Raw genomic sequence first — 14129 nt, 5'->3', positions numbered from 1 at the left:
TGTCTCGTTCTGGTATCTGCGCTTGAATTCCGCCATGAACGGCCTGGTGGACGAGCGATGAGCGGACTCGTGGACGACCGTGCGCTCCTGGGGCGCACGAGCACGGCGGAGCGGGTGGCGGACATCCTGCGCGGACGGATCGCCGACGGGTACTTCCCGCCCGGCGAGCGGCTCTCGGAGGAGAGCATCGGCTCGGCCCTCAAGGTCTCGCGCAACACCCTGAGGGAGGCGTTCCGGCTCCTGACGCACGAGCGGCTGCTCACGCACGAGCTCAACAGGGGCGTTTTCGTACGGGTGTTGACCGTCGAGGACGTCGAGGACATCTTCCGCACCCGCCGCCTCGTCGAGTGCGCCGTGGTGCGCGGCCTCGGCCGGCCGCCGTACGCGCTCGACGGCCCGGCCGCCGCCGTCGCCGACGCGCACCGCGCGGCGCGGGCCAAGGACTGGAAGGGCGTCGGCACCGCCAACATCCGGTTCCACGGCGAGCTCGTCGCGCTCGCCGGGAGCGCGCGCATGGACGAGCTGATGCGCAGCGTCTTCGCCGAACTGCGCCTGGTCTTCCACGTCGTGGACGACCCGCGCCGGCTGCACGAGCCGTACCTGTCCCGCAACCGGGAGATCCTGAAGGCCCTGGAGTCCGGCGACCGCCCGGCCGCCGAGCGCCTCCTCGGCCGCTACCTCGACGACTCGCGTCTCGGCATGGTCGAGGCGTACGAGGCGGGGCTCGGGGACGCGGGCGAGCAGTGAGGGAAGCGGGGCGTGGGGCAGGAGTGAGCGGAGTGGGAGCGCGGGTGACGGACCGTGTCCGTGGCCGGGCCCACTCCGTCACGCTGCGTGACGAGGGCGTGACGCCAACTCCCCGTGCAAACAAGGCAAATCGGGCGTCGATCGGGCTCGGACCCCGTCTCATCTGCGTCGTTTCGGCCGTTGTCAGTGGGACCGCCTAATCTTTCCGACGTGACTGCACCTGCCCCGGCCAACGCCGTACCTTCCCCGGCTCCGGGCCCGGCCGCCGACGAGGGCCTGGCCCGGCGCCTGCGCGCCCTCGCCTGCACGGCCCCGCTCCACGACCTCGACACCCGCAAGGCCAACCTCGCGGGCGAGTACTCGGTGTACGCGATGGCGGAAGTGGCCCTCTCCGCGATCGACCTGGTCACGCTGAACATGGACTTCGACACGGGCGCGGACCACGACCAGATAGTGGCCCGGCTCGTCCCCCGCATCGCCGCCCAGGCCCCGCAGCGGCCGAGCGCCGAGCACGAGCGGGTGGCCCGCTGGGTCCTGGAGAACCTGATCAACGTCGGCAGCGTGGACCGCGGCTTCCGCGCGGTCTACGGCACCTTCGGCCCGGACGGGACGTACGTCCGCAGGGACTACGACTTCAAGCTCATCGAAGAGGTCCCCGGCTACGGCGGCGGGGTCTACCTGCGCACCACCGACGAAGCGGTCAACGTCCTGGTCGGCGCCCTCGACACGGACGTCACCAGCGCCCAGATCGCCGCCGAGGTGAAACTGGAGGTGCTGATCAGCCGCGGCCGCCTCGCCGACGCCCAACTCGCCGCCGAGCAGGCCCGCTACCGCACGGTGCAGTACAGCGAGACGCTCCGCCGCGCCCTCGACGCCACCCGGCGCAACGTCCGCGCGGTCGACTGGCTGGAGGCCGTGCCCGACATGATCGCCGAGGCGCTCGACCACGTCGCCGACCGGTACCGCCACGAGAACGCCATCCTGACCAACATCCGCAAGGCCCGCGACGAGGCCGAGGGCCCCGAGCACAAGCCCCGCGCCGCCGAACTCGTCGACATCGTCAAGGACTGCATCCGCCGCCACACCCAACTGCAGTCCCGCCTCCTCGAAGCGGGGCCGCTGTTCCGCGCCGAGCAGGACCGCCAGGCCTTCGCCCCGCCCGCCGCCCGCGCGGGGCTCGACCTCTACGGGCAGCTGGTCGCCCCCGTCCTGCCGCTCCCCGTCGAGCAGGCGCTGCGCGTCACCGACGCGTTCTTCGCGCGCGGGGCGGGGCTGCGCACCCCGTCCGCGGTGCGCGTCGGCGACCTCGTCGACATGCTCCTCGCCCCGCCCCTGGAGCGTGAGCACCTGGGCGCCGAGATGCCCGAGCCCGACCTCGTCGCCACCCCCGACGACAGCCGCTTCAGCGAGGAGCAGCTGGCCGCCGCCATGGAGCTGCTCGACCTGGAGCACGACGCCCCGCGCCGCCTCTCGGGCCTGCTCGCCGACGCCCGCCGCATCGACCCCGAACTGCCGTATCTGCTCGCCCTGTTGGCGGTGCACGCGGCCAGCCCCCCGGTCGGCACGGCCTACCGCCAGGGCGAATCCAAGCTGCTGTTCGCCGTGGACGACGGCACCGAGCTCGACGACCCGGAGTTCGGCGGCGCCGACCTGATCGTGGGCACGGCGCTCCTCGACGCCGCGGGGATGGCGGCGGACCGGACGGAGGCCGCATGAGAGCCCCCGCCCGCCCCTCCGCCCCGAGCCCCGGCCTTTTCCGTACGTACGAGGAGCAGTACCCGTGACCGAGCACCACCCGGACGCCCCCTGGAGCGAGCCCGACGCCCGCCCCGCGCCCGCGCCCGTCACCCCGGCCGACGCCGCCGACGCCGCGCGGCTCGTGTCCTTCGGGCTCCAGCCCAAGCTGCAGCCCGCGCGGGACGCCGAGTACACCGAACTGCTGCGCAGGTACCGCGAGGACGCGCCCTTCGCGCGCCTCGCCGACGCCGTCGCGACCGGCCTCGGCCTGGTCGTCCTGGAGGTCTCCCCGCGCGCGGGCATGGCGGTCACCGCCGCCGAGGACTCCGTCTTCGCGGTCCGCATGGGCGACTACGCGCGGCGTGCCTCCTCCGACGCCGGCGACCGCTTCCTGCACGGCCTCGCCCACCTCGCCGTCGCCGCGATGGCCTTCCCGCGCCCGGAGGACCTCGCCGACGACGCGTACATCGGCCGGGTCACCGTCAACGGCGTGGACGCGTTCGTCCGCCAGGCCTGCAGCCGCCTGGAGGAGCGCGCCGAGGAGCAGGGCGAGAACACCGACCCGGCCAGCGACGCACCGGGCCTCGAATCGGCCTGGCGGATCTGGGCCCGGCGCAGCTCGACCGGCGCCACCAAGGACGCCCGCCGCCTCGCCGGATCGACCACCGGCATCGTCGCCAAGGCCGTCGCCTTCCTCACCGACTCCGGCTTCCTGCAGCGCACCGGCGACGACTCGGGGGGTACGTACCGCACGACGGCCCGCTATCAGCTGCAGGTGCGCGACATGGCGGGCAGCGCCGCCATGGCCGAGCTCCTCGACCTCGGCATCGTGCCCGTCACCGACGGCTCCGCCAGCCTCCTGCCCGCCGAGGCCGAGGGCGACCTGGAGCTGGCCGAGGGCGCAGGGCTGCCGTTCCACGCCGGCGAGCGGTCCTAGGCCATGTCCTAGAAAGCGCGGGCGCAGGCCGCCGACACTCCTGCCCGCCAACACCCCTGTACGACACACGACTTCAGACTTACGACGAGAGTCCGCCGCCATGTACGAGCTGTCCCGGGTCCGCCTCTACTCCATCGGACCAGCCGGTGCGCGCTACGCCGACACCGTGCTCGACCTGCGCGGAGTCGGCGCCGCCGTGCCCGACCCCGCGCCCACTCAGGCGGAGTTCTTCGAGGACGAGCCCGCGGGCCCGCCCCGCCGCCCCGCCCCCGCGGGTGTGCTCTTCCTGGAGAACGGCGGCGGCAAGTCCGTCCTGCTCAAGCTGATCTTCTCGGTGATGCTGCCCGGCCACCGCAACACCCTGGGCGGCGCCAGTTCCGGCGTCCTGCGCAAGTTCCTCCTCGCCGACGACTGCGGGCACGTCGCCCTGGAGTGGCAGCACACCCTCACCGGCGAGTGCGTCGTCGTCGGCAAGGTCAGCGAGTGGCGCGGCCGACAGGTCTCCAACGACCCGAGGAAGTTCGCCGAGGCCTGGTACTCCTTCCGGCCGGGCCCCGGGCTCAGCCTGGACAACCTGCCGGTGGCCGAGGCCACCTCGATGCGCGCCGCCGCCGAAGGGGCCTCCGGCGCGCAGGGCCGCCGCCGCACCATGAAGGGCTTCCGGGACGCCCTCACCGAGGCGGGCAAGGCGTACCCGCACCTGGAGGTGCACTGGGAGGAGATCCACGACCGCTGGAACGAGCACCTCGGCGAGCTGGGCCTCGACCCCGAACTCTTCCGCTACCAGCGGGAGATGAACGCCGACGAGGGCGAGGCCGCAGGCCTCTTCGCCGTCAAGAAGGACTCCGACTTCACCGACCTGCTGCTCCGCGCGGTCACCGACACCCGGGACACCGACGGCCTCGCCGACCTGGTCAGCGGCTTCGGCAACAAGCTCGGCCGGCGCGCCGAACTGATCGCCGAGCGGGACTTCACGGCCGGCTCCGTCGACCTGCTCGGCCGCATCGTCGAAGCCACCGACGTACGGGCACGCGCGCGTGATGTGCACTCCGGCGCCGAGCGGCGCACCCGCGCCCTCGCCCGCAGGCTCTCCGCCCGCGCCGCCGAGGAGCGCGGCCGCGCCGCCGACCTCGCGCAGCGCGTCACCGCCGCCGCCCACACCGTCACCGAGGCCGAGCAGAAGCGCGCCCGCAGCGCCGGCATCGCCGCCGAACTCGCCTACCGGCACGCCTCGTTGGCGCTCACCGCCGCCGAGAAGGCCGCCACTGCGCAGAAGCGGGAGCTGGCCGACGCCCGTACGCTGCACTCCGCCTGGCAGGCCGCCGAGGCCGTGCTCCGGCACCGCGCCGCCGCCGACCGCTCCGCGCGCGTGGCCGCCGCGATCCGCGAGGCCGAGCGGGACGCCGCCCCCGCGCTCGCCGCCCGCGCCAAGGCCGCGTCCGACCTGGTCCGCGCCCTGCACGCGGCCGCCGAGGACGGCGAACGGCACGCGAGCGAGGAGGAGGAGCGCTCCGCCGCGCTCCAGGAGGTCGGCGAGACCGCGCACCGCGACGCGACCGTCGCCGCCACCGAGGCCCAGCGCGCCCGCAGCGAGGCAGGCCACCTGCGCCAACGCCTCGCCGAGGTCGAGCAGGAGACCGCCGAAGCCGTCCGCGCGGGCTGGCTCGACGACGCCGCGCCTGACGCCGACCCGGCCCGCGCCGCGCTCGCCGCGAGCGACGCCGAGAAGACCGCGGTCGCCGCCTGGGACACGGCCAGGGACGCCGCGCGCGGAGCCGCCGAACGCGCCAAGGAAGCCGCCTCCACGGAAGCCCGCGCCGAGCTCACCGCGGCCCGCGCAGCCGACGCCGCACAGGCCGCCGCGCACGCCTGGGACGCCGAGCGCGGCGCCGCCGAGTCCCTGGCCGCCGAGGAACGCCTCGTCGAACTCCTCGGCCTGCCCGCGCATCGTCCCGCCCGCCGCGCGGTGCCGCAGCCGCGCACCGCTGCTGCCACGGACGGCGAGACGGTGCCCGCGTACGCCACCACAGGAGCCACCACAGGAGCCGCTGCCGGGGGCACCGCCGGGGCCACCGCAGGGGCCTCCGGCGGGGCGGCGGCGGACGAGCAGGGCGACGCCGAAACCGCCCTCAGCTTCGAGGAGTTGGACCGCTTCGCCGACGAGCTGAAGGAACTCCTGGAGCAGGGCGTCGGCAGCGCCGAGCGGCAGCTGTTCGACCTGCGCACGGCCGCCGCCGACGACGCCCGCATCCTCGGCGCGCTGGGCGACGGCGGCTTGCTCCCGCCCGGCCCGGACGTCCTCGCCACCGTCGAGTACCTGGGCGAGCACGGCATCCCCGCACTGCCCGGCTGGCGCTACCTCGCCCAGGCCGTCGACCCGGCGGACCACGCGCGCGTGCTCGCCGCCCGGCCCGAGCTGGTCGACGGCGTGGTGATCACCGACCCGGACACGCACGCACGCGCGCGTGAAGTCCTCGACGGCGCCGCCCTGTTGCCCCGCTCCGCCGTGGCCGTCGGCACTGCCGCCGCGCTCGTCGCGCCCACCCCGGCCCCCTCGTCCGAAGGCGCGACCGCCCAGGACGTCTTCCTCGTACCGCCGAACCCGGCCATGCACGACGAGCACGCCGCCGACGAGGAGCGGCAGGCGCTGCGGACCCGCGCCGCCGAGCGGGACGAGGAGATCCGGCAGCTCGCCGCGCGCCTCGGCAAGGACCGCGAGCTGGCCGCCCGGCTCTCCTCCTGGCGCTCCGGCTGCCCGGCCGGCCGGCTCGGCGAGCTGGCCGAAGCCGCCCGCGCCGCCCGCGCGTTCGCCGACGAGGCCGAGGCCGAGCTGGCCGAGGCCCGCACCGCGCGCGCGGAGGCGGACGAGGTCGCGGCCGACGCCGCGCGGGTGCGGGACGAGCGGCAGGACGCCGCGCAGCGCGCCCGGCGCGCCGCCGACGCCCTCGCGGGCCTCGCGTTCCGGCTCAGGGAGCGCGCCGCCTGGCAGGCCAAGCTGCGTGAACTCGCCGACGAGGCCGTGGAGTCCGAGGCCCGCGCCCAGTCCTGCCTGGAGCGCGCCCGCGCCGCCGACGAGGACCGCAGGGCCGCCCAGCGCACCGCCGACGACGCCCACCGCACCGCCCGCGCGCTGCGCGCCGAGCGGGCCGAGATCGCGGGCGCCCCCGAGGACGAGTCGCTCGACGCGGAGCCGCCGAACGCCCCGCTCGCCGCGCTCCGCGAGGCGTACCGCGCGGCGTCCCAGCTGTACGAGAAGGTCGGCGTCGGCGCCGATCTGCGCGCCGACCAGGCCCGCGCCGAGGGCGACGAGAGCGCCGCGCTCGCCGAACTCGACCGGCTCAGCAACAAGGTCCGTACGCGCGCAGGGCAGCTCCTTGAGGGCACCGACGGCGCCGACGGGCCGTCCCGGCAGGCCGCCGCCGCCCGCGCCGAGTCCCTGGTGCAGATGCTGGAGACCCGCATGTCGGCGGCGAGCGAGCAGCTCGGCCGGCTCCGCGGCGAGGCCGAGCGGCACGCGCCCGAGGACGGCGAGGCGCACGCGGAGCTGCCCGAGGACCTCGCGCCCGCCGACGCCGAGCACGCCCAGTCCCTGCTGCGCACCGCGTCCGCTGAACTCGCCGCCTGCACCGAGGCGTTGCGGCAGGCCGAGGCGGCGCACACCGAGCTGCTGCACGCCCACCGCACCGCCGAGGACGGCGCGGGCGGCTTCGACGAGACGGCCGCGCTCCTGCGGGACCTGCTGCGCGACCACCACGACGAGGCGGCGGCGGACGGCGAGGAGCGGCCCGAGCCGTACCCGGGCTCCCTCGACGAGGCCCGGCAGTCCGCCGCCGAGGCCCGCCGCTCGCTGCGCGGCTGCGCCGCCGACCTCTCGGCCGCCGAGTCCGCGGTCCGCGAGGCGAGCGACGTGCTCGTACGACACGCCAACTCCACGCGGTACGAGCAGGTCCGCACCCCGGCCCGGCAGCAGATCCGCGAGCTGCCCGCGTCCGCGCTCCCGGAGCACGCCGGGAGGTGGGCGGACGCCTTCGCGCCCCGACTGCGGGTCCTCACCGACGAGTTGGAGCAGCTGGAGCGCAACCGCGACTCGATCGTGGACCGGCTGCGCGGTCTCGTCGAGTCCGCGCTCACCACGCTCCGCTCCGCCCAGCGGCTGTCCCGGCTCCCGGAGGGGCTCGGCGAGTGGTCGGGCCAGGAGTTCCTGCGCATCCGCTTCGACGAGCCGGACCAGGCGACGCTCACCGAACGCCTCGGCGAGGTCGTGGACGAGGCGACCCGCGCGGCGGTGAAGAAGAACTCCGACCTGCGGCGGGACGGAATGTCCTTGCTGCTCAGGGGAGTTCAGGCCGCGATCGAGCCGCGCGGTGTGGCCGTGGAGATCCTCAAGCCGGACGCGGTGCTGCGCGCGGAGCGCGTCCCGGTCGGGCAGATGGGCGACGTCTTCTCCGGCGGCCAGCTGCTCACCGCGGCCATCGCCCTCTACTGCACGATGGCGGCGCTGCGCTCCAACGACCGGGGCCGCGACAAGCACCGGCACGCGGGCACGCTGTTCCTCGACAACCCCATCGGCCGCGCCAACGCCACGTATCTCCTTGAACTCCAGCGGGCCGTGGCCGACGCGCTGGGCGTCCAGCTCCTTTACACCACCGGCCTGTTCGACACGACGGCGCTCGCCGAGTTCCCGCTGGTCATCCGGCTGCGGAACGACGCGGACCTGCGGGCCGGGCTGAAGTACATCAGTGTGGAGGAGCATCTGCGCCCCGGCCTGCCGCAGCAGGACCCGGAGGGGGAGACGGTGCACGGCGAGATCACGGCCACGCGGATGTACAAGCGCCCGGCGGAGGCAGCGGCCGACTGACGCCCAGGTCGACGCATGCTGTGCCCGACTCATGCCATGTCGGGCGGGCAGAGATCATCAAAGGGCCTTCGCGGGGCCCTCGTTACGGCTGCGGCGTCGGGCCTGCGTACGGCGGCGCGGGGCCGACGCGATTCCGGCCCCGCGCCGCCCCGGCGTCCAGTAGAGGCTCCGTCAGAAGCCGTAGCCCATCCGCTTGGACAGGTCGCCCGCGACGACGACGGTGCGCTTGGCGAGCTCGCCGAGGCGGTCCTCCGTCAGCCGGTAGACGGGCCCGGACACGCTGAGCGCGCCGATCACCTTGCCGTCGTGCGCGCGCACCGGGGCCGCGACCGCCGTGAGGCCGATCTCCAGCTCCTCCAGGGCCCGCGCGTAGCCCTGCTCGACGACGGCGTCCAGCTCGGCGCGCAGCTGCACGGTGCCGGTCACGGTGTGCTCGGTGAAGCGCGGCAGGCTGCGGGCGAGCAGGCCCTCGCGCAGCGCCTGCGGCAGGTGGGCCATGAGCACCTTGCCGCTGGAGGTGGCGTGCAGCGGGGTACGTCTGCCCAGCCAGTTCTGCGCGGTCACGGCGGCCGAGCCGCGGGCCTGCATGATGTTGACCGCCGAGTCGTCGTCGAGCACCGCGATGTTGACGGTCTCGCCCAGCTCGTCGGCCAGTTCACGGCAGACGGGCGCGCCCTCCTGCGAGATGTCGAGCCGTACGGCGGCGGCGCCCGCCAGGCGCAGCACCCCGGCCCCGAGGTAGTACTTGCCGCGGTCCGAGGTCTGGGACACGAGCCCGCGGTTCTCCAGGACGCCGAGCAGCCGGAACGCCGTCGACCTGTGCACCTCCAGCTCGTCCGCGATCTCCGACACGGCCGCCTCGCCGTGCCTGGCGAGGATCTCCATGACGCTCACCGCGCGGTCCACGGACTGCACGGCGCTCGCGCTGCCGCGGCTCGGCCGCTCGCCGTCCCCGGGGCCCGTCTTCGCGTCCGCCTTGCCCTGCACGCTCCCGGGGTCCTCCGGGAGCGGCTGCTTCCTTCTCCTCGTGGGCTTCTGCTCGTCGTCGATGGTCGAGGCCCTCTTCTGTTTTCCGGTCATCGGTCAGTTCTCACCACCTGGCGGCTCGTCCGCGCCGCATCTGCGGGAAGCGCTTGACGCGGCTGGCTTCCCGCCCGGATTCTGTTGCGCATAGCGCTCGGCTGAGCGCTATGCGCAACATGATGTTACCGAACGGTCGTACCTCCGCACCTGGTCGTCGAGACGCACGCCGAGCCGTACGCGGATCGGCTCGGTCCAGCGGGTACGCCGAACCGGACTCAGTCGCTCCTTCCCGAACCGCGGACCGCTACGCCCGCCCCGCCCGAACTCCGCCCGCCCCAGGGCGATCAGGACGATCTGGGCAAGGGGTGCCCCCTGCCGCCGTCACGCGCGCGACAGCCCGCTTTCGCTCGCCGCGGTCGCCGCGCCCGCCGCCGCACTCACCGTGGTGACCGTCGCTGTCCCCGCTGGCCGGGCGCGTGCCGCCGAGCGGGCCGCGCGGCGGGCGCGGCGGCGCTCCTTGCGGAGGCGGCGGGCGGTGCTGGCAGGGGAGGAGACCACTCCGTACCGCTGGTTCCAGACCTGTCTCGTCACCCAGATGTCCAGGACCGACCAGGTCGCCACGACCGTGCTCGCCACACTGCTCAGGACCATCGGGAACGCGAGCCAGGAACCCGCGAGCGTGCACAGGAGCGCCACCATGCCCTGCGTCAGCGTCACCGCCACGATGATCACCGCGCGCACCGCGGCAGTCCGCACCGGATCCGGCATGCTCGGCCGCCCCACCGGGTCGTCCACCCACAACTGCCGCTGCCTCTCGGCGTCTTCGCCGCGCTGCGGACCCCCGTGTGCCGCCGTGCCCATCGACTCACTCCCCACGCTGTGCAGCCGGTCGTCCCGGTGCGTTCCCCGACCCCTCATGGGCTGCCCGTCTTGCACCTGATTACGCCACCCTGTCGGGTAGTTCGCCCCCCGGCAAGCGCAGCCCCGCACTCCTCGGCATCCCCAACTCCCGTACGGGCATGAGGAAACGCCCGCGCGCAAAACCGTACGCACCGCGCGGCAGGCGACCCCGTACAGCCGGCAGACAACCCCGTACAAGCAGTCCGTAAACGTGAAACGTACGACGAGGGCCGGGCGTTCCCGTCGCAGGGGTGGGGCGGTGGATCGATTCCGGCCAAGTGGCTGCGGCGGGTGGCGTGATGCGGGTGGGTGGCCCGTGCTCCAGAGGGTGGGCATCTCCCGGTAAGAGCGGACAACTCGTGACGGGTCGCGCGCGCTTCGGCGGGAAAGGGTCGCGCGGTGACCGTACGCGCCTTCGAGTTGGTACCCCGACAGTAGTAGGCTCGCGCCGTTTATTGCCGCACGTACCCCCGGTCACCGGGGTTGAGCTGGGGGAGGCCATGCGCTTTCGCGGGAAAACCATCCGCAGGAAGATCGTGGCGTTGCTGCTGGTGCCGCTCGTGTCGCTGACGGTCATCTGGGGAGTCACCACCGTCGTCACCGGACGTGCCGCCGCCCAACTCCTGAGCGCCTCCAGCGTCGTCGAGAAGGTCGGCTACCCCATCGAGGAGACCGTCCGCGTCCTGCAGGAAGAGCGCCGCGCGACCCTCGTCTACCTCGCCGACCCGCGCGCCTCCGACGCCCCCGCCCGCCTGCACGAGCAGCGCGACGCCACCAACGCCCGGGTGGCCGAGGTCCGGGCCAACGCCGAGAACCCGGACGTACGCGGCGACATGTCGCCCGAGACCGCGCGCCGGCTCGACTCCCTCCTCGAGGCCTTCGACGGCATCGACAGCCTGCGCCGCACCGTCGAGGACGGCTCGATCTCCGCCGGCCAGGCCCTCAGGCTCTACAACCGCCTGATCGACCCCTGCTACACCTTCCTGTCCGGCCTCAACGTCGTCAACGACGTGCCGCTCGACAAGGAGGGGCAGGCCCTCGTCGACCTCGGCCGCACCCGTGAATTCCTCGCCCGCCAGGACGCCTTGATCTCCGCCGTCCTGGTGCGCGACCGCCTCGACGCCGCGCAGCAGCGGCAGATGGCCGACAACCGGGCCCGGCGCGAACTGCGCAGCGAGGTCAGCCTCGACCTGCTCCCCGGCGCTGAACGCGAACGCTTCAAGGACTACTGGCGCAGCCCCGCCGTCGCCCCGCTCCTGGAGCTGGAGAAGAACATCGTGGAGGGCCGTACGGGCACCCCGCGCGGCATCACCTCCGCCACCTGGGACAAGGCGGCGAAGACCGTCCTCGACGACCTCGCCGAGCTGAACTACGAGGCGGGCGACCGCTTCCAGGAACGCGTCGAGCCCGAGATCGTCGGGATCTTCGCACGGGCCGGGGCGGCCGGAGTGCTCGGCCTGCTCGCGCTGCTCTTCTCGGTCGTGCTGTCCGTGCGCATCGGCCGCGAGCTGGTCCGCGACCTGTCCCGGCTGCGCAAGGACGCCCACGAGGTCTCCGGCGTCCGCCTGCCCAGCGTGATGCGCCGCCTCGCCGCCGGCGAGCACGTCGACATCGAGACCGAGGCCCCGCGTCTGGAGTACGAGAAGGACGAGATGGGCCAGGTCGGCCAGGCCCTCAACACCCTGCAGCGCGCCGCCGTCGAGGCCGCCGTCAAGCAGGCCGACATGCGCCGCGGCGTCTCCGAGGTGTTCGTGAACCTCGCCCGCCGCAGCCAGGTCCTGCTGCACAAGCAGCTCACCCTGCTCGACGCGATGGAGCGCAGGACCGAGGACACCGAGGAACTCGCCGACCTGTTCCGGCTCGACCACCTCACCACCCGCATGCGCCGGCACGCCGAGGGCCTCGTGATCCTCTCCGGCGCCGCGCCGTCGCGGCAGTGGCGCAGGCCCGTACCGCTCATGGACGTGGTGCGCGCGGCCGTCGCCGAGGTCGAGGACTACGAGCGCATCGAGGTGCGCAGGCTCGCCCGGATCGCGGTCACCGGACCGGCCGTCGCGGACCTCACCCACCTCGTCGCCGAACTCCTGGAGAACGCCACGGTGTTCTCGCCGCCGCACACCGCGGTCCAGGTGCACGGCGAGCGCGTCGCCAACGGCTTCACCCTGGAGATCCACGACCGCGGCCTCGGCATGACCCCGGACGCCCTCCTCGACGCCAACCTGCGGCTCGCGGAGACCCCCGAGTTCGAGCTCTCCGACACCGACCGGCTCGGTCTGTACGTGGTCAGCCGGCTCGCCCAGCGGCAGAACGTACGCGTCTCGCTGCAGCCGTCGCCGTACGGCGGGACCACCGCGGTGGTGTTCGTGCCGGACGTGCTGCTCACCGCCGCGCCCGACGGGGACACCAGCGGCGGCATGCGGCTCGATCGCGCGGCGGCGGGCCTGGACGAGGAGGCGCCCGCGGAGCGCACCGCGCAGCTCACCAAGGTGCCCGCGCGGCTGCCTGGACTGCCCAAGTCGGTCCGGGAGTCGGGCGTCATCGACGGTCCGGTCGAGCTGGAGCCGCCGGTGGACGTGGTCGAGCGGGTGCGTGCCCTGGACCTCAGCGACCTCGGCGGCCTGGGCGACATCGAGGACAGCGAGAGCGAGCGGGGCGGGCTCTTCCGGCCGCGCCGCAGGCCCGCCTCCAAGGGCCGCGGCCGGGGCCGTGACCTGGGCGAGCACCAGCAGGCCAGGGACAGCGTGGACGGAGGCGCTTCGGCCCGCCCGGACGCGGCCGTTCCGGTGCCGTTGCCGCGCCGCCGCGCACCCAAGCTGGTCAGCTCGCACGGCCGACCGGTCGGCGCCGACCGACGCCAGGACGCGGACGAGCGCACCGCAGAGCGTGCTGCCGAACGTCCCACAGAGCGCTCCGCCGAACGTCCCGCGGAGCGGTCCGACGACCGGGTCCTCACCCCGCGCGAGGAGCTCCTCAGCGGCCTCCCCGGCCGGTTCGACGCACGCGGCAGGTCCGGCGCGGACGGCACGGACGGCGACGCGGGCGAGGGCCGGGACGAGCGCGCAACTACCGCCCCGCAGCAGCCACTTCAGGGCCGGAGCGACGAGTCCCCGTCGGCCGCCGAAGGCCGCCCCGAACCCGCCCCGTACGAGGACATCCCGACCGCCGCCCTGCCCCGCCGCGTCCGCCAGGCCAGCCTCGCCCCGCAGTTGAAGGGCGAGCCGAAGAAGCGGCCCGTACGCGAAGAGGCGCCGGCCGACCGCGACGCCGAGGAGGTGCGCAGCCGCATGGCCGCACTCCAGCGCGGCTGGCAGCGCGGGCGCAGGGACAACGGCGAGGCGGCCGACGGCAGTTCGCAGCGGGACGCCGCGCAGCAGCCCCGGCCCGGCGAGGCGGAGCACACCGCCTCCGGATCGGCTCGTCCGCGTACCACCGAAGACCCCCGTCCCGGCACCGCCGAGGACGACACAGCACACAGCACCACGGAGGGGGACGGTCGATGACCGCACCGAAGACAGCCGCACACATCGGCGAGCTGAACTGGCTGCTCGACGACCTCGTCGCGCGCGTGGCGACGATCCGCAAGGCCGTCGTCCTCTCGTCGGACGGCCTCGCCACCGGCGTCTCGGCCGATCTGACCCGCGAGGACAGCGAGCACCTCGCCGCCGTCGCCTCCGGCTTCCACAGCCTCGCCAAGGGCGTCGGCCGGCACTTCGAGGCGGGCCAGGTCCGGCAGACGGTGGTCGAGCTGGACGACGCGTTCCTGTTCGTGACCGCCGCGGGCGACGGCAGCTGCCTCGCCGTGCTCGCGGACGCGGACACCGACGTCGGCCTGGTCGCCTACGAGATGACGCTCCTCGTGAAGCGGGTCGGCGTACATCTGGGGACCGCGCCGCGCACCGATGTGCCCGCGGGCGGGTAGTGGAATGG

The 14129-nt window shown here is 74.4% G+C and carries 8 protein-coding genes; 6 read left to right on the top strand and 2 right to left on the bottom strand.

Going from position 1 to position 14129, the window contains the following annotated elements:
• The first annotated feature begins 57 nt into the window (after positions 1-57).
• The 4 genes from QIS96_RS22350 (at position 58) to QIS96_RS22335 (ending at position 8279) form a co-directional block, all read left to right on the top strand.
• On the top strand, positions 58-747 hold the full coding sequence (locus QIS96_RS22350) for a GntR family transcriptional regulator (RefSeq protein ID WP_282544473.1): 690 nt from the start codon (positions 58-60) through the stop codon (positions 745-747).
• Positions 748-957: 210 nt separating this feature from the next.
• A complete protein-coding gene (locus QIS96_RS22345; protein WP_282544472.1) occupies positions 958-2463 on the top strand; it encodes a hypothetical protein in 1506 nt (501 codons plus the stop codon).
• 64 nt (positions 2464-2527) lie between these two features.
• Positions 2528-3421, top strand: coding sequence for a hypothetical protein (locus QIS96_RS22340; protein WP_282544471.1), 894 nt, complete (start codon positions 2528-2530; stop codon positions 3419-3421).
• A 100-nt stretch (positions 3422-3521) separates the two neighbouring features.
• Positions 3522-8279 carry a coiled-coil domain-containing protein gene (locus tag QIS96_RS22335; RefSeq protein ID WP_282544470.1) on the top strand — a complete coding sequence of 1586 codons (4758 nt, stop codon included), beginning with the start codon at positions 3522-3524 and terminating at the stop codon, positions 8277-8279.
• 171 nt (positions 8280-8450) lie between these two features.
• Here the strand turns inward: QIS96_RS22335 and QIS96_RS22330 are convergent, their stop codons facing one another.
• Together QIS96_RS22330 and QIS96_RS22325 are read right to left on the bottom strand one after the other, a co-directional pair.
• Positions 8451-9359, bottom strand: a complete 909-nt coding sequence (locus tag QIS96_RS22330) for an IclR family transcriptional regulator (protein WP_282544469.1) — start codon at positions 9357-9359, stop codon at positions 8451-8453.
• Between the two features lie 324 nt (positions 9360-9683).
• The gene (locus QIS96_RS22325) at positions 9684-10163 is read right to left on the bottom strand and encodes a hypothetical protein (protein WP_282544468.1); all 480 of its coding nucleotides are present in this window, start codon (positions 10161-10163) and stop codon (positions 9684-9686) included.
• Between the two features lie 539 nt (positions 10164-10702).
• On the opposite strand from QIS96_RS22325, the gene QIS96_RS22320 reads away from it, so the two are divergent.
• Together QIS96_RS22320 and QIS96_RS22315 are read left to right on the top strand one after the other, a co-directional pair.
• Positions 10703-13702, top strand: a complete 3000-nt coding sequence (locus tag QIS96_RS22320) for a sensor histidine kinase (protein ID WP_282544467.1) — start codon at positions 10703-10705, stop codon at positions 13700-13702.
• Entirely contained in the window at positions 13699-14121 is a 423-nt protein-coding gene (locus QIS96_RS22315) for a roadblock/LC7 domain-containing protein (RefSeq protein ID WP_282544466.1), read from the top strand. Before QIS96_RS22320 ends, QIS96_RS22315 begins: the two co-directional genes overlap by 4 nt.
• The last annotated feature ends 8 nt before the right edge of the window (positions 14122-14129 follow it).

The sequence above is a fragment of the Streptomyces cavernicola genome, assembly GCF_029968035.1.
GTDB classification, from domain to species: domain Bacteria; phylum Actinomycetota; class Actinomycetes; order Streptomycetales; family Streptomycetaceae; genus Streptomyces; species Streptomyces cavernicola.
Note: the sequence above shows the minus strand (reverse complement) of the source record. Positions and strands in the feature narration are given on the sequence as shown.

Excerpts from the sequence above, each read along its gene's own strand:
- QIS96_RS22350 (WP_282544473.1), top strand. The coding sequence starts at position 58 with ATGAGCGGACTCGTGGACGACCGTGCGCTCCTGGGGCGCACGAGCACG.
- QIS96_RS22335 (WP_282544470.1), top strand. The coding sequence starts at position 3,522 with ATGTACGAGCTGTCCCGGGTCCGCCTCTACTCCATCGGACCAGCCGGT.
- QIS96_RS22330 (WP_282544469.1), bottom strand. The coding sequence starts at position 9,359 with ATGACCGGAAAACAGAAGAGGGCCTCGACCATCGACGACGAGCAGAAG.
- QIS96_RS22325 (WP_282544468.1), bottom strand. The coding sequence starts at position 10,163 with ATGGGCACGGCGGCACACGGGGGTCCGCAGCGCGGCGAAGACGCCGAG.
- QIS96_RS22320 (WP_282544467.1), top strand. The coding sequence starts at position 10,703 with ATGCGCTTTCGCGGGAAAACCATCCGCAGGAAGATCGTGGCGTTGCTG.
- QIS96_RS22315 (WP_282544466.1), top strand. The coding sequence starts at position 13,699 with ATGACCGCACCGAAGACAGCCGCACACATCGGCGAGCTGAACTGGCTG.